Genomic DNA, 21,325 nt, shown 5'->3' with positions numbered 1-21,325 from the left:
AGGACCCGTGCCCGAGTCAAAGCCACGAAAGAAGACCGTTCCCGCGGGAAAGCCGGCTTCTGCATCGCAGGCATACAAGCCGAACGCGGTGTGGTTCAAGCCCGTCATGTTCGGCCTGATGATCCTCGGGCTGCTGTGGATCATCACCTTCTACATCAGCGAGGGTGCCCTTCCGGTCAGGGATTGGGGATCGTGGAACATCGTGGCCGGATTCGGCATTGCCATCGCGGGTTTTTTGATGACCACCCGGTGGCGTTCGTAGCCCCAGGCGTCCGTTTGGCCGGCACCGTCCGGCGAGCACCCCGCGTTTAACGAAAAGCCGGACCGGCACATTGTGCCGGTCCGGCTTTTACTTTGCCGGTTTATTGCCGGCCGCTGCTGATTACTGGCCGGGGTTGAGCACGTGGATCGCCAGGTCGGTGCCGGCGTCGGACGTGACGGAAATCTCCACGCCGTGACCCGCAACCTTGACGCTTCCGTACGGGTTGTCGGAGCTGTAGTAGGCCAGCGGATCGCTGTCCTCGAAAACTCCGATCGGGGCGCTGCTCGGTGCGCAGGCGTCAAGTGAGCTGATCGACGGACTGCGCTTGGTACCGGTCTGCACTTCCTTCGCGATGCACAGCGGATCCGTAGCCTCCAAACCGAAGGTCGCGTCAAACGGCTGGCGGCTGTTGCCGGGCATCGTGCCGTCGGACCACTTCAGCGGCGCCGGCCGGGCATCCACGGGCAGCGCCGAACCGGCGCCGGGGTGCGCCGAAACGTTGTTGTCCGCGTACGAGTCGTCGACGTACCAGACCAGCATGCCGTTCTGGTACTTGAAGAAATCCACCCAATTCGGTGCCGTGATGCCCTTGGTGAAGGCATATGGGCCCTCCGCGAGCGTCGCGTCGAACCCCACGTACTCCCGGTTCTCCACGAGGTAGTACTGCTCAGTGGTCCGGGTGACGGAGCCGCTGCTCAGTTGCCACGAACCCTCGGCAACCCACTGTCCCGCGCCGGATTCGACGTCGTCACTCAGGATTACGGTCTTTCCGGCCGAAATCCTGATGTCGTCAATGAAGGCACCGGGGTTGTGGACGCCGCCGTCGGTCTGGTACCTGAAGCGGAACAACGATTCCAGGCCGGCGGCGTCGTAGGAGTAGCGCAGCTGCCCCCAGCCGGCCGCTCCGCTGAGCGCCCGTCCCGCTGATTTCCAGGTCTTGCCACCATCGGTGGAGTACTCACCATAGAGGTAGTCGTAGTTCGCCTCTATGTCGTACCAGGCGTTCGCTGTAACGGTTACCCGCGACTGCGCCGGAACGGCATGGGTCAGGGATTCATTGAGGTTGTCCGCGCTGCCCGTCCACCATGCCTTGATCCCTGAGGAGGGAGCTGTGTAGTTCGTGGTGGTTGTCTTATCCGGCAGGTTCACCCGGACGGCCTGGTCCTTGCCGTCAACCTGAAGTTGGGACGGGTTCAGGACAAAGTCACCGCTGGAGCCCGCATTCACTGTGCTGTGGTCAAGCCAGCCAAGGAAAAGCTTCTCTTCGGGTCCCATCAGGCCCGGGGTGGTTCCGATCCCTTCATTGGCAGCAGAACCGTGGCCCAACCAGGAGCCTGAGCTCATGAGGGTCCAGAACGCTGTGCTGTTGGTGGCAGCCCCGGTGGTGTCATAGAAGTCCGGCAGTCCGAGGTCGTGGCCGAATTCGTGGGCAAAGACGCCGACTCCGCCGTTCTCGGGTTCCGTCGTGTAATCACCAAGCCAGTATTTTGAGGACCCGATCCGGGTACCGCCGGAGAGGTTACCCTCCGGTCCGGCAGAGCCGAACTGGTTGCCGAAGGCGTACCAGCGGTGGGACCAGATTGCGTCCTCACCCAGGGTGCCGCCGCCACCTTCCTCGCCTTCCCCGGCGTGGACCGCCTGGAAGTGGTCGATGTAACCGTCCGGTTCATCGAAGTTACCGTTCCCGTTGAAGTCGTAGCGGTCCCACACATCGAACTGTGCAAGGTACGCGTCAATTTCAGCCGGTGTCTTGCCGGCCGCCAGCTGGGAATCCCACCACGCGTTGCCGGAGTCCCGGACAAAAGCCCATGCGCCGCCCGTGTCCTCGGTGGCGTTGTCGCCGTAGAAGGATCCGTTGTTGGGCACCTTGACCCAGTTCGTCACCGTATTTGTTACCGAGTACTGATTGTTGGAGACGGCCTCGTAGTAGCCCTTCATTGATTCGCCGCTGCCATTGAAGAGTTCTTCGTAGTAAGCGGGGCTGAAGTCCTTGGTCCACAGCGTGGTGTTGTCCACCGAGCGGTCCGGTTCCGCAATCGTATTGTGCAACGGACCGGGCGTCGTTCCGAACCGCCCCGAGCCCTGGTCGCCGAACTCGGCCAGGATGGTGAAGATCTTGTCCTGCCTGGCGGTCTCTACCTCGGCGAACTTATCCGGCGCCAGCTGCACCACGCCGTCTTCATTGGCTTTCGCCTGCCCCTTGGCCACCTTTTCAAGGGCTGCCTTCCGCCGTTCAACGAGTTCCTTCGTCCGCGGTCCGGGGCGGTTGTCCTGCCGGATTGCCGCGGCGGCTCCGCCCGACCCGTCGTCAACAGGTGGTGCGGCTACGGCAGGGGCCTGGATGCTGAGCATCCCGAGAACGACCCCCGCCACGCCAGCCACGGCAATTTTGGTTTTCCTCACACGTACCTCCCAGTAATTTGTGATCAGAGCCACAGCATAATGTGAGAGTCATCGTTCGGCTATGAGTTTCGCGGTCACCGGCGCATGTCCTTCCCGGTCGCTGAATATGCTGGAGTCTGCAGCACGATGCAGGACTAGCTAAGGACCCCAGATGACCCCGGACGAACGCGGCACCATCATCGGCAGCGACGGCCTGGCCAGGCCACCGTGGGCTGCGGCGGACCCGCTGCTCCAGGCGTACTACGACACTGAATGGGGCATGCCGGTCCGTGACGAGCAGGGCCTGTTCGAACGCATCAGCCTGGAGGCCTTCCAGGCCGGATTATCCTGGGCCACCATCCTGCGAAAGCGACCCGCCTTCCGGTCTGCGTTCCACGACTTTCAGCCCGACACGGTGGCTGCGTTCACCGAAGAGGACGTCGAACGCCTGATGCTCGACGCCGGCATTGTCCGGAACCGGCTCAAGATCAGGGCCGCCATCACAAATGCCCGCGCCACCATCGCATTGCGGGACGACGGCGGTCTGGTGGACTTCGTCTGGAGCTTCCAGCCGTCGGTGACGCCACGACCGCAGAACCACGCAGAGATCCCCACAACATCGCCTGAGTCCGTTGCCCTGTCCAAAGCCCTGCGGGGCAAAGGTTTCGCCTTCGTGGGACCCACCACGATGCACGCGCTCATGGAGGCGATCGGCATGATTGATACCCACCTGGTGGATAGCCACAGGCGGGGCTCCTCGGGCGTGTGGACGGAGCGGCCCTGAGTTATCCCGAGCTGTGGGGAAACTTATCCACAGTGTTGAAAACTTCGGGACTGATGCACGGGACTTCCGCCGGCCACGGCCTGCGCGGACTCGCTCAGTGGATGAATAACAGGGTCGTAAGTTATTAACACTGTGGATTGTCTGTGGATAACCAGCCGGGGATCGGAAATTCGCCTGCGCGGGGGGCCTGACTCCGCCCTGGACTCCGGTTGCAGCCGACGGCGCCCGCGAGGCGGAGGTATCCACTTACGAACAACGCTATCCCCAGAAGTTATCCACAGGTGGGGATAAAGCGGGGGATAATTGGCTCCGCTGGGCCAAAGAGGGCGCCCTCCCGCTGAATTCCTTGGTCAGGCTGAGATCCGGCGAGTTATTAACACTGTGCATAACCTGTTGACTAGCTCCGGGACTGATCGCGATTGAGACGCCGATGGCGCTCTTCCGGCCCCCTGGAGCGGGCGGCGGGCAAATCCGTTTACTACGCCGCGGGGTGTTGACGGGCCGGCGAACAGATTCGGCACTGGCGCCAGCCGGTCAAGCACCCGTCCCGCCAGCCAAGTTGTCCACTTAACCACAGGCCGGAGGAACATCTTTATCCACAGATGTGGACAATCTCCCGGCTTCCTGTCGATAATCGCCAGCTGGCAAGGGCTCCGTGGGGGAGCGGGTCTGAACTACACGCATGTAAGTTACCAACAATGTGGATAACCATTGTGGAAAACTTCCCGGCGGGCGGCTGGCTCCTGCAGCACCTGACGGAAAGGGTTCGTTCTGGCATGCCGAAATCCACTGAGCCCAAGTGTTGTGGGTCAGCAGGCGGCTTGGTGTGCGGCAGCGGGAAGCACGCGGGACCGCGGGATGGGTCGCAGACGCGGGATGGGCCGCAGGGCGGCGGATGGGCCCCAGGGCGGCGGCAAGGTTGTGTGCTTCGCAGGGCGGCGGACCGCAGGCAGCGGCGTGGGCGTCCGCACACGCGGTCGCAGACCGTGCGGGTTAGAGGCCGGGAGGGGCCCGGGAAGTGCTTAGGCGCCGGCCATTCGCAAGGCGGTGGCCCCGACTAGCAGGCCCAGCACGAGCACAAGGCCTGCCGACTGCCAGAGCCAGCGTCGCGGACCGCGGGGGGCGTAAGCGATGGCTGCGGCGCAGGCAGCACCCGTGACCAGGCCGCCAAGGTGGGCCTGCCAGGCAATCTGAGGGACGATGAAGCCGATGACCCCATTGATGGCGATCAGCACCCAAAGCTGCTTCGTGTCCCCGCCGCGGTGGCGCTGTACCACCAGCATGGCGCCGAAGAGTCCGAAGATGGCACCGGACGCCCCCACGACGCCGGCGAGCTGCTGGCCGGGAGTATAGGACGGCGTCAGCAGGAGGTAGCCGACGGATCCGCCCACCGCAGCCAGCAGGTAGAGAGCCAGGAAACGGATACGCCCGAGGAGGGGTTCAAGTGCCTGCCCGAACATCCACAGCATGTACATGTTCAGCACGATGTGAAGGATGAAACCCTGGGAATGGAGGAACGCGGAGGTCAGCATGCGCCATGGTTCGAAGACCCCGTACTCGGGGGTGGCGTAGACCGTGGCGAAAGCGAAATTTTGGTAGATCCCGTCATTGGGAACTATCCATTGGAGCACGTAGACGAGCGCGCATACTGCGATGATCCCGAAGGTCACCAGGGGCCGGCCGGCGACGGCGGTTCCGCCGTAGACCGTCCTGGCTGCCTGCGTCGTACGTTTTGTTTCGTTGACGCAGTCAATGCATTGGAATCCGACGGCGGCCGCCCGCTGGCATTCCGGGCAAGCCGGGCGCCCGCAGCGCTGGCACCGGACATAGGAAGGCCTGTCCGGGTGCCGGGGGCACACCGGAATCTGCGCGGACGGCTCGGCCGCCGGAATTCCGTAGCTCATGAGGGGTTAGAGCTGCTCGACATCGATGCTGTTAATAACGACATCCTCGACCGGGCGGTCGCCCATGCCCGTGCGGACACCTTCGATGGCATCCACGACCTTCTTGGATTCCTCGTCAGCGACTTCACCGAAGATGCTGTGCTTGCCCTGCAGCCAGTCGGTGGGGATGGTGGTGATGAAGAACTGCGAGCCGTTGGTGCCCTTGCCCATCTGGATGCCGGCGTTGGCCATGGCCAGCTTGTACGGCTCGTTGAAGGTCAGCTCGGGGTGGATTTCGTCGTCGAACTTGTAGCCCGGTCCGCCCACGCCGCGGCCCAGGGGATCGCCGGCCTGGATCATGAAATCCTTGATGATGCGGTGGAAGATGGTGCCGTTGTACAGCGGGGTTCCGGTCTTGTCCTCACCGGTTTCCGGGTGGGTCCAGGCCTGCTCGCCCGTGGCCAGGCCAACGAAGTTCTTAACCGTCTTGGGCGCATGGTTGCCGAAGAGGTTAACGACGATGTCGCCGAGGCTGGTGTGGATGGTTGCTTTTGCAGTTGCTATGGCAGTCATAGGCCCATTGTTCCACGTCGGCCCAGCACGGCATCAGGCCTTCCAGCCAGTTCCGCGCTAGGTGAAATCGGCCGGAAATGGGTTCGAAGAATAGCCGGTGGAGGTCAATCCACGTAGGCTAACAACAGAACCGTCACATTAATCGGGAGGTAGTTGTGAAGAAATCGGATCGTATTGCCCGTGACCTGGAGCAGTCAGTCAGCAGCGCGGTAGAGAACGCCAAGGATTGGGCAGCCCCCCGCGTAGAAGCAGCCGTGGACTGGGCGGTTCCCCGCCTGCAGCACGGCATTGACACAGCATCCCCGAAGATCCAGGAAGGGCTCAAATCTGCGGCCCACAACCTGGCCGACGGCGTTGCCACCGTAACGCCGCGCATCCAGGACGGGCTCGCACACCTCGCGCCCAAGATCCATGACGTTGTGGACAGTGCCACCCCGCGCCTCCACGAAGCACTGGACAAAGCCACCCCCGTCATCTCCCAGGCCCGCGACCGCGTGGTGGTGGAATACCTGCCCAGGCTCTCGGACCAGATCGGCCACGCTTCCGAGGCAGTGCACCGCACGCTCGAAAGCGCACCGGCGCACGTGGATGCCGTCGCCCAGAAGCTTGCGGATTCCGGCGTTGTGCATTCCATCCAGGATCAGGCCCAGGCCGCAGGCCACCAACTCAAGGCCGCAGCAGCAGAGGCCACCCGGGTTGTCACCGGCGAAGTGGCCAAGCCGCAGAAGCCGAAGCACCGCGGACTTCTTATTTTCGGCGTCATCGCAGCAGCCGTCGCCGCCGGCGTCGCAGCATGGAAGGCGTCCAAGCCCGTTGAGGATCCTTGGAAGACCCCCGCGCCGGTAACGCCCGCACCAGTTGCCGCCACCACGGTCAACGACGTCACTGCCGCGGCCAAGGACGCCACGGCAACCGCTGGCGAAAAGGCCGTTGATGCAGCGGACGCCGCTGCCGATGCGTCAGACGACGCAGCGGCGAAGGCTGCCGACGCCGCCGAAGATGCCAAGGACGAGGCTGCCAAGGTTGCTACGGATGCCAAGACCGCTGTGAAGAACATCGCTTCGAGCATGAACAACGGTTCCGCCAAGGCAAACGAGAACTAGAAACCGGCCGTCACGGGACGGCATAACAACAGAGGAGGCCCGCACATTTGTGTGCGGGCCTCCTCTGTTGTTTCCCCGACCTTCACCCGCAGTCCCGGGCTGCGGCCCACAAGGGTGCTAAATTTGTGGTGATGTCACCCGATAGATCCCCCGAGGATGCCTCGCACGACGCTGCGCTTATGCCGGGCGTATCCATCGTCATACCGGCATACAACGAGGCAAGCGTCATCAGGCAGTGCCTCATTGCGGCCATCTACCAGTCGGTGCCGGCGGCGGAGATCATCGTTGTGGACAACATGTCCAAGGACCGCACAGCGGACATAGTGCGCCAGATGCAGCAGGAATATCCGGAAAGTCCCATCATCCTGTTGAGCCAGGATCGGGACCAGGGCCTCATCCCGACCCGGAATTTCGGCCTCAACCACGCCACCGGCGATGTCCTGGGCCGGATCGATGCAGACTCCGTGGTGGAACCGGACTGGGTGGAACAGGTCCAGAAGGCCTTCCTCGACCCCGCCGTCCAGGCTGCCACCGGCCCCGTGGTGTATTACGACATGCCGATGCGCCGCTTCGGGCTCAAAGCGGACGACAAGATGCGCCAGCTAATGCTCAAGCTTGCCAAGCACCAGTACCACTTCCTCTTCGGTTCTAATATGGCGCTGCGCCGTTCAGCCTGGGAAACCATCCGGGACGAAACCTGCCGGGATGAAAAAGACGAGATGCATGAGGACATTGATTTGTCCCTGCATCTGGCGGACCATGACCTGCGCGTGCAGTACTGGCCCCAGATGGTGTCCGGAATGTCCGCCCGCCGCCTCGAGGACTCACCGCGCGACTACCGGTACTACGTGACCAGGTTCGACCGAACCTATAAGGCCCACAACGTCAAGAAGATGGCCCTCAAGGCACCCATGGTGGTGTTCTTCTCCGTGTACTTCCCGGCCAAGCTCCTGCGGGCCATTCACACCGTGAACTCCGCCCAGCCCGTGCGCCGCGGCGGCCAGTAGCTCCAGCCCGGCTCTCAGGCCCGGCGCCCCCACCAGCACCAGCGGGGCTCAGTCCGTTCCCAGCTCCGCCAGGCGGGCTTCGCCGGCCGGCGGGGGCCGCCTGCGCCGCTGCCCGGCCACCACGACGGCAAGCCCTACCAGAATGAGTGCCAGCCCGGCATAGGTGCCTCCCGGCAACGTCTCAGCCAGGAACACGGCGGCCAGCACCGCGGCACCGGGAATCTCCAGCAGGATGATCATCGAAACCAGCAGCGGGCTCATGGTGGCCAGCAGGTGGTTGAAGGCCGTATGCCCCACCAGCTGGGCGCACACGGTAATGGCCACGATCCCCAGCCAGCCGGCCGCCTCAAAGCCCACGAGCGGCTGTCCGGAAGCGAGGGCCAGCACGGCAACCAGGGACGCGCACATGCCGTAGCAGAGCGTCGTATAGGTACCGGTGGTCATGGTTTCGCGTGCCTTGCCGCCCGCCAGCGTGTAGAGGCCGGCCAGCGCGCCTCCTGCCACCGCCAGAACGTCCCCGAGCAGGGCATCCGGCGAGGTGCCCATGTCGAACCCCGTGATGGCGACAACGCCGCCGAACGCCATTCCAAGGCCCACCAGTACCTGCCAGCGGTGGCGTACGCCCCTGAACAGCTGAAACACTGCGATCCAGCCGGACTGGAGGCAGACCAGCGCCGTGGCCGCGGCTACGGACGTGAGCTGGAGGGAGGTGATGAAACACGCGAAGTGCAGGGCAAGAGCCACTGCAGCCAGGGCCGACCAGCGGAACTCGCGGCGCGTCACCTTACCGAACTGCCGGGGATTGCCCACCAGGACGGGGGTGGCCATCACGACGGCTCCGATGGCATTGCGCCAAAAGGCGATGGCCAGCGCACTGACAGTGGTGGCGCCCAGTGTAGCGGCGATGAGGGGCCCGGATGAGGCCACGCCGAGCACGCCCAAGGTGGCAAGGAAGAAGGTCACCGTTCCAACAGTAATGGTGCCTCCGTGGAGCCGGCGCCGTGGGCTGTCATGGACGACTAGGCGAAGCGCAACGACTGAGGGCAAAGCAAAAGGCCCCGGATTGCGTTTCCGCATTCCGGGGCCTTCCTTATGGTGGAGGCACGGGGACTCGAACCCCGAACCCCCTGCTTGCAAAGCAGGTGCGCTACCAATTGCGCCATGCCCCCATAAGAAGCAACCCGTCAATCATACCCTAGTTCCGGATGCCTTCTGACCAGCATCCGTACCGGGATCCGGACTACTCGACTGTGTCAGTCGAATCGCTCCAGACCGTTTTCCGGGCTTCGGATTCCTGCACCTTCTTGAAGAGCAGCGCGCCTGCGATAGCCACTGCAACAACCAGCAACTTCTTCACATGCACCCCGTTCCGGTCCGGTTTTATCCGAACCATTTCCAAAACCTGTGCAGGTTCCGTGGGCGTACCAGGACTTGAACCTGGGACCTCTTCGTTATCAGCGAAGCGCTCTAACCGCCTGAGCTATACGCCCCGATGCCTCATCGGGCCGAGACATGACTTTACAGCACATCCCGGCCCGATCTCAAATCGAGGCATTTCACCGGTGGAATTCCGGCGAAATTCCGTGGACTAATCGTCCGTGAGGGTCACGCCGATGCCACCGACAAGGGTGGCGGAGATGTTGTACAGCACGGCCGAAAGCATCGACAGGGCAGTCAGGAGCACCACATTCACCACGGCGATGATGACCGCGAACGAGGCCACCTGGCCCAGCGAAGCGACCTTCTTCAGTTCGAACCCGCCGCCTTCGGAACCGGCAAGGGTTCCAAGCAGGCTGTCCACCTGGTCGAAGATGCCCGTGAGATCCAGGACGGTCCACAGGACGATGGCCGCAACGACAGTGACGATGCCAAGCGCAACGGACAGCAGGAAGGCCATCTTCAGCACGGACCAAGGGTCCACCTTGCTGATGAGAAGCCGGGCACGGCGGACCTTGGCCTTCGGAGCCGGCTTGACCAGGCCCGGGGCACCCTGGGCGCCGCCCTGGGCAGGCCGCTGGGCCGGAGCCCCGGGACGTTGACCCTGGGGTGCCTGGCCGGGGCGCGGCCCCTGCGCCGGACGCTGGCCGGGGACCACGGGGCGCTGGGCCGGAGCACCCGGCGTCGAAGGCCGCTGCTGGGGACGTACGGGGGCGTTCACGCGCGGAGCGGACGCCGGCTGCCTGATCCCGCCGGGAGTGTTGCTGTTCGGCTTGGGATATGAGTCGGAATTACTCACTCGTTACCTCCGGTATTTTCTTCGTCCAGCTCAGCGTTGTCCGATGACTCGTCGGATTCCACGGCCGGTGCTGAATCTGCCTCTGCGGACCCGCCATGGGATCCGGCACCTTCAGCCAACGTTACGTCATCCCCGGCCACAGCCGGGCTTCCTGCCGGGTTTTCCGGGTCGATGGCTTCGGCCTCCTCACCCTCCAGGCCGCGTTCGCTGTTCCGCGCCACCTCGATGATGCGGTCGTTTTTGTCCGGCTTGGCGAAGATGACGCCCATGGTGTCACGGCCCTTGGCAGGCACTCCGGCCACCGAGGACCGGACCACCTTGCCTCCTTCCATGACAACGAGGACTTCATCCTCTTCCTGGACAATGAGGGCACCTACGAGATGGCCCCGCTCTTCCTGGTATTTTCCAACCTTGATGCCAAGGCCGCCGCGGCCCTGGAGGCGGTATTCCTCCACCGCGGTCCGCTTGGCGTAGCCGCCTTCGGTGACGATGAAGACGAACGAGCCGTCCTTGACGACGTCGGCCGCCAACAATTCATCGTCCTCGCGGAACTTCATGCCGGTCACGCCGGAGGTGGCCCGGCCCATCGGACGCAGCGCATCGTCGGTGGCCGTGAAGCGGATGGACTGGCCCATCCGTGAAACCAGCATCAGGTCATCGGTTTCCGAGACAAGCTGGGCGGAGACGAGTTCGTCGCCGTCGCGCAGGTTGATCGCGATGACGCCGGCGGAACGGTTGGTGTCGTAGTCCTCCAGGCGGGTCTTCTTGACCAGGCCGCGCTTGGTGGCCAGCACCAGGTACGGGGCGTGCTGGTAGTCGCGGAGGTCCAGCACCTGGGCAATGTGCTCGTCCGGCTGGAACGCCAGCAGGTTGGCTACGTGCTGGCCCTTGGCGTCACGCCCTGCTTCCACAAGTTCGTAGGCCTTGGCGCGGTAAACACGTCCCAGGTTGGTGAAGAACAGCAGCCAGTGGTGGGTGGTGGTGACGAAGAAGTGCTCCACAACGTCGTCCCCGCGCAGCTGGGCGCCCTTGATGCCCTTGCCGCCGCGCTGCTGGGAGCGGTAGTTGTCGCTGCGCGTGCGCTTGACGTAGCCGCCGCGCGTAATGGTGACCACCATTTCCTCTTCGGGAATGAGGTCTTCCATGGACATGTCACCGTCGAAACCCATCAGGATCTTCGTGCGGCGGTCATCTCCGTGCTTGGCGACAATCTCGGAAAGCTCGGTACTGATGATTTCCCGCTGGCGCTCCTCCGAGGCAAGGATCGAGTTGTACTCGGCGATCAGGGCCTCCAGTTCAGCGTGGCGGTCCTGGATCTTCTGGCGTTCCAGCGCTGCAAGCCGGCGAAGCTGCATGTCCAGGATGGCGCGGGCCTGCAGCTCGTCGATGTCCAGCAGCTGCATCAGGCCGTCGCGGGCCGCTTCAGTGGTGTTGGACGCGCGGATGAGGGCGATGACCTCGTCCAGCATGTCCAATGCCTTGAGGAGGGCACGCAGGATGTGCGCCTCCTCTTCGGCCTTGCGCAGGCGGTACCGGGTCCGGCGTGCGATGACGTCCATCTGGTGGGCGACCCAGTGGCGGATGAAGGCATCCAGGCTGAGCGTCCGCGGAACACCGTCCACAATGGCCAGCATGTTTGCAGCGAAGTTGTCCTGCAGCTGGGTGTGCTTGTAGAGGTTGTTCAGCACCACCTTCGCCACGGCGTCGCGCTTGAGCACAATCACGAGGCGCTGGCCGGTACGTCCGGACGTTTCGTCGCGCAGGTCGGCGATTCCGGAGATCTTGCCGTCCTTGACGAGTTCAGCGATCTTGATCGCCAGATTGTCCGGGTTGGCCTGGTAGGGCAGTTCGGTGACCACCAGGCAGGTACGGCCCTCGAGTTCCTCCACATTGACCACGGCCCGCATGGTGATGGAGCCGCGGCCCGTGCGGTAGGCGTCCTCGATCCCCTTGTGGCCCAGGATGGTGGCCCCCGTCGGGAAGTCCGGGCCCTTGATTCGAAGCAAAAGCTCTTCCAGCAGCTCTTCGCGGCTGGCAGTCGGGTTGGCCAGGTACCACTGCACGCCGTCGGCAACCTCGCGGAGGTTGTGCGGCGGAATGTTGGTGGCCATGCCGACGGCGATGCCCGAGGACCCGTTGACCAACAGGTTGGGGAAGCGGGCCGGCAGGATGGTGGGTTCCTGGTTCTTGCCGTCATAGTTGTCCTGGAAATCGACAGTTTCCTCGTCGATGTCCCGGACCATTTCCATGGCAAGGGGGGCCATCTTGGTTTCGGTGTACCGCGGTGCTGCTGCGCCGTCGTTGCCGGGCGAACCGAAGTTGCCCTGGCCCAGGGCCAGCGGGTAGCGCATGGTCCAGTCCTGGATGAGGCGCACCAGGGCATCGTAGATGGCCGTGTCACCGTGCGGGTGGTACTGGCCCATGACCTCGCCCACCACGCGGGCGCACTTGTTGAAGGAGCGGTCCGGGCGGTAGCCGCCGTCGAACATGGCGTAGAGAACCCGGCGGTGGACCGGCTTGAGTCCGTCGCGGACGTCCGGCAACGCACGGCCGACTATAACGGCCATGGCGTAGTCAAGGTAGGAGCGCTGCATTTCCGTCTGCAGGTCCACCTGCTCCACGCGGTCGACCAGCACGTCGCCCTCCAAAACGGGCTCAACGGGGCCGGCGGAATCCGCGGGAACCTCGGGTGTTTCGTCACTCATAGTCTATATTTTCCGTTTCAGGTATATGTCGCTTCAGGAATACTTACGGGCTTGTTCGCAGGCCCGTTAGATATCCAGGAACCTGACATCCTTGGCGTTTTGCTGAATGAAGTTTCGGCGTGATTCAACGTCCTCGCCCATTAGCACGGTGAAGATCTGGTCGGCCGCGAGGGCGTCGTCCATGGTGACCTGCAGCAGAGTCCGGTGGTCAGGATCCATGGTGGTGTCCCACAGTTCCGTGTAGTCCATCTCGCCTAGGCCCTTGTAACGCTGGATGCCGTTGTCCTTCGGAATGCGGCGTCCTGCGGCCTGACCGGCCAGAAGCCGGGCGTCGCGCTCCCGGTCGCTGTAGACATAATCGTGGGGCGCGTTGGACCACTTGATCCGGTACAACGGCGGCTGGGCGAGGTACACATAGCCGTTCTCGATCAGCGGCCGCATGTAGCGGAACAGCAGCGTCATCAGCAGCGTGGTGATGTGCTGGCCATCCACGTCGGCATCGGCCATGAGCACGATCTTGTGATAGCGCAGCTTGGCGAGGTCGAAGTCCTCGCCAATGCCGGTGCCGAATGCAGTGATCATGGACTGGACCTCGTTGTTGCCGAGGGCCTTGTCCAGCCGTGCCCGCTCAACGTTCAGGATCTTGCCTCGCAGCGGGAGGATGGCCTGTGTTTCCGGGTTCCGGCCGCGCTTGGCCGAACCGCCGGCGGAGTCACCCTCCACGATGTAGACCTCGCACTTTTCCGGGTCCTTCGAGGAGCAGTCCGACAACTTGCCCGGCATGCCGAAGGACTCCAGCGGGCTCTTACGGCGTGCGTTGTCGCGGGCCTTGCGGGCGGCCATGCGGGCCTGCGCTGCGGAAATTGCCTTGCGGATGACGTCCCGGGCCGGGCCGGGATTGCGCTCCAGCCAGTCGCCCAGGCCGTCGGTGACCACGCGCTGGACGAAGCCCTTGACCTCGGAGTTGCCGAGTTTGGTCTTGGTCTGGCCTTCGAACTGGGGTTCCGCCAGCTTCACGGAAATGACGGCGGTCAGGCCTTCGCGGATGTCATCACCCGTGAGGTTGTCGTCTTTTTCCTTGATGATGTTCTTCTCCCGCGCGTAGCGGTTGATGAGCGACGTCATGGCGGCGCGGAAACCCTCTTCGTGGGTTCCGCCCTCGTGCGTGTTGATGGTGTTGGCGTAGGTGTGGACGCTCTCGGAGTATGCGTTGGTCCACTGCATCGCCATTTCCAGGGCGATTTTCCGGTCTTTGTCCTCGGTTTCGAAGGCGATGACGTCCTCATGGACAACGTCGACCTTCTTGCCGGAGTTCAGGTGTTTCACGTAGTCCAGCAGGCCGTCGTCGTACTGGTACACAACTGTCCGGTATTCGGCGGCGACTTCGCCTTCGGTGGGAACGTTATCGAGATCCAGGTCCCCGTCTTCCGACGACTCCAGTGCCTCACGGCGCTCGTCCGTCAGCGTGATGCGCAGGCCCTTGTTGAGGAACGCCATCTGCTGGAAGCGGGCACGCAGCGTTTCGAAGTCGAATTCCGTGCTCTCGAAGATGCTTGCATCGGGGTAGAACGTCTGCGTCGTACCGGTCTGGTCCGTCTCTTCACCTTTGACGAGGCTGCCCTGGGGTTTGCCGCCATCGGCGAAGGACATCCGCCAGACGTGGCCCTGGCGCCGCACTTCCGTGTCCACACGGCTGGAAAGCGCGTTGACCACGGAGATGCCCACGCCGTGCAGGCCGCCGGAGACGGCATATCCGCCGCCGCCGAATTTTCCGCCGGCGTGCAGGATGGTCATGACAACCTCAACCGTGGGCTTGTGTTCGGTGGGGTGCATGTCCACGGGGATGCCGCGGCCGTCGTCCACCACTTTGACGCCGCCGTCGGCCTGCAGAACAATTTCAATGTGGGTGCAGTACCCGGCCAGGGCTTCATCCACGGAGTTGTCCACCACTTCGTACACGAGGTGGTGGAGACCGCGGGGTCCCGTGGAACCGATGTACATGCCGGGGCGTTTCCGGACAGCTTCGAGTCCTTCAAGGACGGTGATGTCGCTCGCACCGTATCCCTTGCGTTCGGCTGCCTCCGCCGGCGCATCAGGTGTACGGGCATCCTCAGCTGCGGGTTCCACTGCCGGGATATCTGCATTGTCGTTAGCCACAGGCGCTTTCGACTCCTCTGTATTCGTATGGCCGGCCGTCACCGTCTCCGATAGAAGAGGCTCCTGCCAACAGGCACGTCACTGATGACGCCGATTACTTCGTTGACTGGCGGAACCGTCCCCCGGCCGCAAAAAAGCGCCGGAAAACGGACTCAGTCAACGTTTCACCGGCGCCCAGTTATCTACCACGATTCTACCGTGCTGGAGAGTGTAATCCCGCATTCCAGGCCCGCAAACGCGCGGGAATATGGTGCTGGCAGGCCGTTGGCCCCACCTGCAAGGCTCCAGGGGTCCGGGTTCTGGGTTCCTATACGGCCACGGGTCGTTGGAGCGCCCTACACGCCGTTTGACCATTTTTCAAGAGTCCGTGCCAGCGGCTGCCGGGAACGCACGGGCAGCCAACGTGTTCCGCGCTATCCGTACGTGTCACGGGGACCTCGGCCGTTGACCGTCCGCCCGCCCTTCCGCCAGCTCGGAGCCGCCGGTCCGAGGACCTGGATCTTGGTGACCACGCCCTCGCCCAGTTCGGTCCGGAATTTCTCCAGGAGGCTGAAGCTGAGCAGGCGCAGCTGGGTGGCCCACGCCGTGGAATCGCACCGAACGTGGAGCGTAGTGTCGGTGAAGCTCTCCGGCGTGCAGTGCGCCGAAATTTCCGGACCCACGAGGGTGCCCCACTCCGCCATCACGGACCCGACTGCCACCGGTGACGTCCAGCCGCGTTCGGCCACTAGCCGCCCCACCACTTTGCCCAGGCCCAGCGGGTCCCGGCCCGTGCCGTGGAACTGGGTGAAACCCCGGGTTCCGGCACTGCTGCGCCCCGGCTTCTTGGCTGCGCCGCCGGGAAGCGGAGCCTTCCGTCGGATTTCACCGCGGGCAGCGGCCGCCTCGCGCATCCGGTTGAGCGCCGCCTGGGCAGCATCGATGTCGTCTGGGTCGCGGCCCGGCTGCAGGCCGCCAGCATCTTTATTCATCGGGATTCCGACTCATCGATTCCTCCCGGGACCACCTTCACCCGCCGCCCGGCCAGCTCGTCTGGAATGTCGGCGTCGACGGCGGCGGTCACCAGCACCTGTTCGGCACCGGATACTATTGCCGCCAGTTTACGCCGCCGCTGAACGTCGAGTTCGGCAAACACGTCGTCAAGGATAAGAATCGGTGCGGAACCTCCGGTGCGGGCGTCGTCGAGCATCACGTAGTAGGACGCCAGCCGCAGGGACAGGCACATGGACCACGTTTCGCCATGCGAGGCATACCCTTTCGCCGGCGCCTCACCGAGGATAAGTTCGACGTCGTCGCGGTGGGGTCCCACAAGGGAGATTCCCCGTTCCAGTTCCTTGCGGCGGGACGCCGCAAAAGCCTGCACGTAGCGTTGGGTGAGTTCCTCGACGGACAGTGCCCGGAGGTCCTCGACGCGTTCGACGGCGGCGGGTTCCGCAGCGTAGCCGGCGCCGGCGCCGTCGTCGTCCAGTATGCCTTGGAGCGTGGAGCGGTAGATCGCGTCAGCTTCCTTGGACCCGTCAGTCAGCTGGGCATAGGCAGCCTTCAGGTGGGGCCGGATCCGTTCCACCAGTTCCAGGCGAGCGTAAAGCAGCTCGGCGCCGGCCCTGGCCATGTGCTGGTCCCAAACATCGAGGGTGGCCTCGTGACCGGCTGTGAACTTCCCCGACCGGCCCGATTTGAGCAGCGCGTTGCGCTGTTTGAGGACACGGTCGTAATCGGTTCGAGTGGCCGAATGTCGCGGCATCAGGCTGACCAGCAGCTCGTCAAGGAAACGACGGCGGTTGGATGGATCCCCCTTCACCAGCGCAAGGTCTTCGGGTGCAAAAAGAACCGTCTGGCAGATACCCAGGATGTCGCGGGCACGGACGGGGTTGCTGCGGTTGATCCGCCCCCGGTTCGCGCGGCTGCCGTTGATTTCCAGCTCCAGCACGGTGGACTGCCCGCCCCGGACCAGCTTGGCCCTGATCAGCGCGCGCTCGGTACCGAAGCGCAGCAGCGGAGCGTCCGAACTGACGCGGTGCGAGCTGAGCGTGGCCAGGTACCCGATGGCCTCCATGAGGTTGGTCTTGCCGATGCCGTTGTACCCCACGAGCACCGTCACCCCGGGTTCGAGGGTGAGGTCCACCTGGGCATAACTGCGAAAATCGGTCAGCGAGAGCTTTTCTAGGTACACGCGGTCTTCAGGATTCCCGTACTGCCCGGATTGCCGCTACTTGGCCGGACGGGTGGCGTGCCCGCCGAACTGGTGGCGCAGCGCGGACACCATCTTCATGGCCGGCGAGTTGTCTTCGCGGGACGAGAAGCGGGCGAACAAAGCCGCTGTGATGGCCGGCGCGGGAACCGCATTGGCGATTGCCTCTTCAACGGTCCAGCGTCCTTCCCCGGAATCTTCGACGTAGTCGTCGATCGAGGCCAGGCCCGGATCTTCGTCCAGCGCCTTGACCATGAGGTCCAGCAGCCAGGAACGCACTACCGTTCCTTTCTGCCAGGCGCGGAAAGTCCCCGGCAGGTCCGTGACGATGTCCTTGGCAGCCAGCAGTTCGTAGCCCTCTGCGTAGGCCTGCATAAGCCCGTACTCGATGCCGTTGTGCACCATTTTCGCGTAGTGCCCCGCGCCGATTCCGCCAACGTGGACGAAGCTGTCCGCCCGGTCACCCTCGGGGCGGAGGGCGTCAAAAGCGGGCATGGCCCGTTCAATATCGGCGGCATCGCCACCGGCCATCAGGCCGTAGCCGTTCTGTAGGCCCCACACACCGCCTGACACCCCGCAGTCCGCGAAGCGGATGCCCTTTTCAGCCAGCGCGGCGCCGTGTTTCTGGTCTTCGGTGAAGCGGGAGTTGCCGCCGTCAATCACCAGGTCGCCGGCGTCGAGCTTGGAACCCAGCTCGGTGATGACGGCGTCAGTGATCTCGCCCGCCGGAACCATGACCCAGATGACGCGGGGAGCCGGAACAGCCGCGATGAGTTCGTCCACTGTGGCGACGTCCGTGACGTCAGGGTTGCGATCGAAGCCGGTGACTTCAAGGCCGCCCTTGCGCAGCCGCTCGCGCATGTTGAAACCCATTTTTCCAAGGCCGATTAGTCCGATGTGCACGGTAGGAACTCTTTTCTGCGCTGGTGTGGTGGAGGGGCTGCGGCTGCTGCCTAGTTGGGCAGGCGCACCGGCATGACCAGGTAACGGTAGTCGTCCTGGTCTTCGCCGTCGGCGTCGACCTGCGCCGTGATCATGGCGGGCTTGGGTGCCGTGGTGAAGGAAAAGCGCACGAACTTGGTTTCGATGACGCTCAGGCCCTCAATCAGGTAGTGCGGGTTGAACGCAACCGTGATTTCGTCGCCCGTCAGCTGGGCCTCAAGTTCTTCCGAAGCCTGCGCATCTTCGCCGGTGCCGGCGTCCAAGTGGAGCTGGCCGTCGGTGAAGGCCAGGCGGACAGGCGTGTTCCGTTCGGCGACCAGGGAGACGCGCCGGACAGCCTCGACCAGTTCCTGAGTCTGCACGGTGGCGTGGATCGGGGTGGCATCCGGGAACAGTGAACGGATCTTGGGGTAGTCGCCATCCACAAGGAGGGACGTGGTGGTGCGTCCGCCGCTTTCGAAGCCGATGAGCCGGCTGTCGTCGTCGGCCAGGGCGAGGTTGATGTCACCGCTGTTGCCAAGCGTTTTTGCAACTTCGTTCAGGGTTTTGGCCTTGACCAGGGCGCTGGTGGAGATTCCCGGGGTGACAGGTTTCCAAGGTACCTCGCGCATGGCCAGACGGTAGCGGTCTGTGGCCAGCAGGGTGATGAGGTCGTCTTCGATTTCCATCCGGACGCCAGTGAGGATCGGCAGGGTGTCGTCCTTGCTCGCGGCGATGATCACCTGGGAGACAGCCTGCGCAAAGGAATCGCCCGGGACGGTTCCGCTGATGGTGGGCAACGCCGGCAGCGGCGGGTATTCGGCTTCGGGCATGGTGGCCAGGTGGAAGCTACTGCGGCGGCAGGTGAGCGTGACTTTGTTGCCGTCGGTCTCGACGTCAACCGGGGCAGATGGCAGGCTGCGGCAGATGTCCGCGAGCAGGCGGCCCGAAACCAGAATGGTGCCTTCAACGCTGATGTCTGCCGGTATTTCAAGGCGGGCCGACGTTTCGTAGTCAAAGCTCGAGAGGCTGACGGTGCCTGCTTCGGCCTTGAGGAGGAGCCCGGAAAGCACCGGAACCGGAGGCCGCGGAGACAACGACCGGGCGGTCCATGTGACGGCTTCTGCCAGGACGTCCCGTTCGACTCTGAACTTCACGGAAGGGTGCCGCCTTTCATTGCTGCTGCCATTTTCTCAACGCGAACTCCCTTAGGGAACTCGAAAAACCTGCCCCCGGACACCGGAACCTGCATGGTCCACGCTTGCTGAACCACAAACAGACCCAAGGATGGGAGCGCTGCTGACAGCTTAGCCGGAAGATTCAGGATTTCCCCATCCCCGGCAGGCCCGGAGGCCCTTTGGGGCCGAGGCCACGAGGCTGTGTGTGGCGGGGAAGGAGATTGTTGTTTGAGGGAATTTCAATTTTTTGGGATTAGTAGTGTTAATAACTGCTGTGGAAACTGTGGATAACCCCGTCTCACGGCACGATTCCGCGGTTAAGCCCTGTTCATCCGTTGTGGGCGAAGCAGGTTTTAAACAGGGTGTGGATGGGGACAACTTTTTTGGCCGTTTCGCTGATCCACAGATGCCTTAAGGGTTTTAAGCCCATTAACCGGGGTTGTCCCCTTAACTATCCACAGGCTTATCCACATGCGCCTGTTAATAAGGTAAGAGTGCGGGGCGGAAGCCCGGCTTAGGAATCCCGCTGCTGCTGTTTGATGCGGTTGGTCAGCTCCGTAACCTGGTTGTAGATCACACGACGCTCGGCCATCAGTTCACGGATCTTGCGGTCGGCGTGGATCACCGTGGTGTGGTCGCGGCCGCCGAGCTCCTGGCCGATCTTGGGGAGCGACATGTCGGTCAGCTCCCGACACAGGTACATGGCGATCTGCCGTGCCGTCACCAGCGTGCGCGTCCGGGATTTGCTGCAGAGTTCCTCCATGCTGAGCTTGAAGTAGTCTGCGGTCTGCGTGAGGATCTGCGCGGAAGTGATCTCCTGGGCGCCGTCGTCCGTGATGAGGTCCTTGAGGACCATTTCGGCGAGAGCAACGTCCACCGGCTGCCGGTTCAGGCTGGCGAACGCGGTGACGCGGATGAGTGCGCCTTCGAGTTCGCGGATGTTGCTGGAGATTTTGGACGCGATGTACTCAAGTGCGTCGTCCGGCGCGGACAGACCTTCACTGAGGGCCTTCTTGCGGAGGATCGCAATACGGGTTTCCAGTTCCGGCGGCTGGATGTCGGTCAGCAGGCCCCACTCGAAGCGGGACTTCATCCTGTCCTCGAATCCTGCGAGCAGCTTGGGCGGCTGGTCGGAGGTGATGACCACCTGCTTGTTGTTGTTGTGGAGCGCATTGAACGTGTGGAAGAACTCCTCCAGCGTGCGGTCCTTGCCGGCCAGGAACTGGATGTCGTCGATCAGCAGGACGTCCACGTTGCGGTACGTGGTCTTGAAACTGGTGCCTTCATCGTCCCGGATGGAGTTGATGAAGTCGTTGGTGAATTCTTCGGAGTTCACGTAGCGGACCCGGATGCCGCTGTAGAGGCGGCGGGCGTAATGCCCGATCGCGTGCAGCAGGTGGGTCTTTCCCAAGCCGGAGTCACCGTAGATGAACAGCGGATTGTAGGCCTTGGCCGGTGCCTCAGCGACGGCGACGGCTGCGGCGTGTGCAAACCGGTTCGAGGAACCGATCACGAACGTGTCGAAGACGTACTTCGGGTTGAGCCGGCCGAATTCGTGGGACGTGCTCGGCAGCATGGGCTGCGGCTTCAGTTCCACCGTGGGATCAGTAGCGAGGGAAAGTTCGACGGCGGGTTCCGGCTCCGTGTGGACGGGCACCAGATCGGTGTCCACGTCGATTGCGCAGCGGATGTCGTCGGAGAAGACGTTGTGCAGGGCGTCGTCGAGAGCTTCTTTGACCTGGGTCTGCAGGACTTCGCGGGTGAGTTCATTGGGTACGGCCACCAGGAGCGTTGAGCCGATGAGGCCCTGTGCCTGGGCGAGGATCACGAAGCCGCGCTGCCGGGGTGAAACCCGGTGGTCCTGCTCCAGAAGACTCACAACCCGCCGCCAGGAACTTCCGACAGTATTCGCGTGGTTGGCTTCGTCTACTGTCATCAATCAG

17 protein-coding genes and 2 tRNA genes are annotated in these 21,325 nt (G+C 63.4%); 4 read left to right on the top strand and 15 right to left on the bottom strand.

Going from position 1 to position 21,325, the window contains the following annotated elements:
• The first annotated feature begins 7 nt into the window (after positions 1-7).
• Positions 8-262 (top strand): cell division protein CrgA, encoded by a 255-nt coding sequence (locus ARTH_RS00100; protein WP_011689887.1) that lies wholly within the window; start codon positions 8-10, stop codon positions 260-262.
• A gap of 120 nt (positions 263-382) precedes the next feature.
• On the opposite strand, the gene ARTH_RS00095 is transcribed toward ARTH_RS00100, so the two are convergent.
• Entirely contained in the window at positions 383-2,665 is a 2,283-nt protein-coding gene (locus ARTH_RS00095; protein ID WP_011689886.1) for an immune inhibitor A domain-containing protein, read from the bottom strand.
• 151 nt (positions 2,666-2,816) lie between these two features.
• On the opposite strand from ARTH_RS00095, the gene ARTH_RS00090 reads away from it, so the two are divergent.
• A complete protein-coding gene (locus ARTH_RS00090; RefSeq protein ID WP_011689885.1) occupies positions 2,817-3,428 on the top strand; it encodes a DNA-3-methyladenine glycosylase I in 612 nt (203 codons plus the stop codon).
• Positions 3,429-4,450: 1,022 nt separating this feature from the next.
• On the opposite strand, the gene ARTH_RS00085 is transcribed toward ARTH_RS00090, so the two are convergent.
• Together ARTH_RS00085 and ARTH_RS00080 are read right to left on the bottom strand one after the other, a co-directional pair.
• Positions 4,451-5,332 (bottom strand): rhomboid family intramembrane serine protease, encoded by an 882-nt coding sequence (locus ARTH_RS00085; protein WP_011689884.1) that lies wholly within the window; start codon positions 5,330-5,332, stop codon positions 4,451-4,453.
• A 6-nt stretch (positions 5,333-5,338) separates the two neighbouring features.
• Positions 5,339-5,884, bottom strand: a complete 546-nt coding sequence (locus tag ARTH_RS00080) for a peptidylprolyl isomerase (protein ID WP_011689883.1) — start codon at positions 5,882-5,884, stop codon at positions 5,339-5,341.
• Between the two features lie 155 nt (positions 5,885-6,039).
• On the opposite strand from ARTH_RS00080, the gene ARTH_RS00075 reads away from it, so the two are divergent.
• Positions 6,040-6,987 carry a hypothetical protein gene (locus tag ARTH_RS00075; protein ID WP_011689882.1) on the top strand — a complete coding sequence of 316 codons (948 nt, stop codon included), beginning with the start codon at positions 6,040-6,042 and terminating at the stop codon, positions 6,985-6,987.
• Between the two features lie 131 nt (positions 6,988-7,118).
• The gene (locus ARTH_RS00070) at positions 7,119-7,994 is read left to right on the top strand and encodes a glycosyltransferase (protein ID WP_011689881.1); all 876 of its coding nucleotides are present in this window, start codon (positions 7,119-7,121) and stop codon (positions 7,992-7,994) included.
• Positions 7,995-8,042: 48 nt separating this feature from the next.
• Here the strand turns inward: ARTH_RS00070 and ARTH_RS00065 are convergent, their stop codons facing one another.
• The 12 genes from ARTH_RS00065 to dnaA form a co-directional block, all read right to left on the bottom strand.
• Positions 8,043-8,957: a DMT family transporter gene (locus ARTH_RS00065; RefSeq protein WP_011689880.1), complete on the bottom strand. Its 915-nt coding sequence runs from the start codon at positions 8,955-8,957 to the stop codon at positions 8,043-8,045.
• A 130-nt stretch (positions 8,958-9,087) separates the two neighbouring features.
• A tRNA-Ala gene (locus ARTH_RS00060) sits at positions 9,088-9,163 on the bottom strand.
• A gap of 71 nt (positions 9,164-9,234) precedes the next feature.
• Entirely contained in the window at positions 9,235-9,387 is a 153-nt protein-coding gene (locus ARTH_RS23705) for a DLW-39 family protein (RefSeq protein WP_156810590.1), read from the bottom strand.
• 23 nt (positions 9,388-9,410) lie between these two features.
• A tRNA-Ile gene (locus ARTH_RS00055) sits at positions 9,411-9,484 on the bottom strand.
• 98 nt (positions 9,485-9,582) lie between these two features.
• Positions 9,583-10,230 (bottom strand): DUF3566 domain-containing protein, encoded by a 648-nt coding sequence (locus ARTH_RS00050; protein ID WP_011689879.1) that lies wholly within the window; start codon positions 10,228-10,230, stop codon positions 9,583-9,585.
• A complete protein-coding gene (gene gyrA, locus ARTH_RS00045; protein WP_011689878.1) occupies positions 10,227-12,935 on the bottom strand; it encodes a DNA gyrase subunit A in 2,709 nt (902 codons plus the stop codon). The genes ARTH_RS00050 and gyrA overlap by 4 nt, the downstream gene beginning before the upstream one ends.
• Positions 12,936-13,001: 66 nt before the next feature.
• The gene (gene gyrB / locus ARTH_RS00040) at positions 13,002-15,092 is read right to left on the bottom strand and encodes a DNA topoisomerase (ATP-hydrolyzing) subunit B (RefSeq protein WP_011689877.1); all 2,091 of its coding nucleotides are present in this window, start codon (positions 15,090-15,092) and stop codon (positions 13,002-13,004) included.
• A 413-nt stretch (positions 15,093-15,505) separates the two neighbouring features.
• Positions 15,506-16,063 (bottom strand): DUF721 domain-containing protein, encoded by a 558-nt coding sequence (locus ARTH_RS00035; RefSeq protein WP_011689876.1) that lies wholly within the window; start codon positions 16,061-16,063, stop codon positions 15,506-15,508.
• Complete coding sequence (gene recF / locus ARTH_RS00030) at positions 16,060-17,265, bottom strand: DNA replication/repair protein RecF (RefSeq protein ID WP_011689875.1); 1,206 nt, start codon at positions 17,263-17,265, stop codon at positions 16,060-16,062. Before recF ends, ARTH_RS00035 begins: the two co-directional genes overlap by 4 nt.
• Positions 17,266-17,301: 36 nt before the next feature.
• Positions 17,302-18,186: a phosphogluconate dehydrogenase (NAD(+)-dependent, decarboxylating) gene (gene gnd, locus ARTH_RS00025; RefSeq protein ID WP_011689874.1), complete on the bottom strand. Its 885-nt coding sequence runs from the start codon at positions 18,184-18,186 to the stop codon at positions 17,302-17,304.
• A gap of 50 nt (positions 18,187-18,236) precedes the next feature.
• Complete coding sequence (gene dnaN, locus ARTH_RS00020; protein ID WP_011689873.1) at positions 18,237-19,361, bottom strand: DNA polymerase III subunit beta; 1,125 nt, start codon at positions 19,359-19,361, stop codon at positions 18,237-18,239.
• A gap of 535 nt (positions 19,362-19,896) precedes the next feature.
• The gene (dnaA, locus tag ARTH_RS00015) at positions 19,897-21,318 is read right to left on the bottom strand and encodes a chromosomal replication initiator protein DnaA (RefSeq protein ID WP_043429166.1); all 1,422 of its coding nucleotides are present in this window, start codon (positions 21,316-21,318) and stop codon (positions 19,897-19,899) included.
• Positions 21,319-21,325: the final 7 nt, after the last annotated feature.

The sequence above is a fragment of the Arthrobacter sp. FB24 genome (genome assembly GCF_000196235.1).
In the GTDB taxonomy this organism is placed as follows: Bacteria; Actinomycetota; Actinomycetes; order Actinomycetales; family Micrococcaceae; genus Arthrobacter.
Note: the sequence above shows the minus strand (reverse complement) of the source record. Positions and strands in the feature narration are given on the sequence as shown.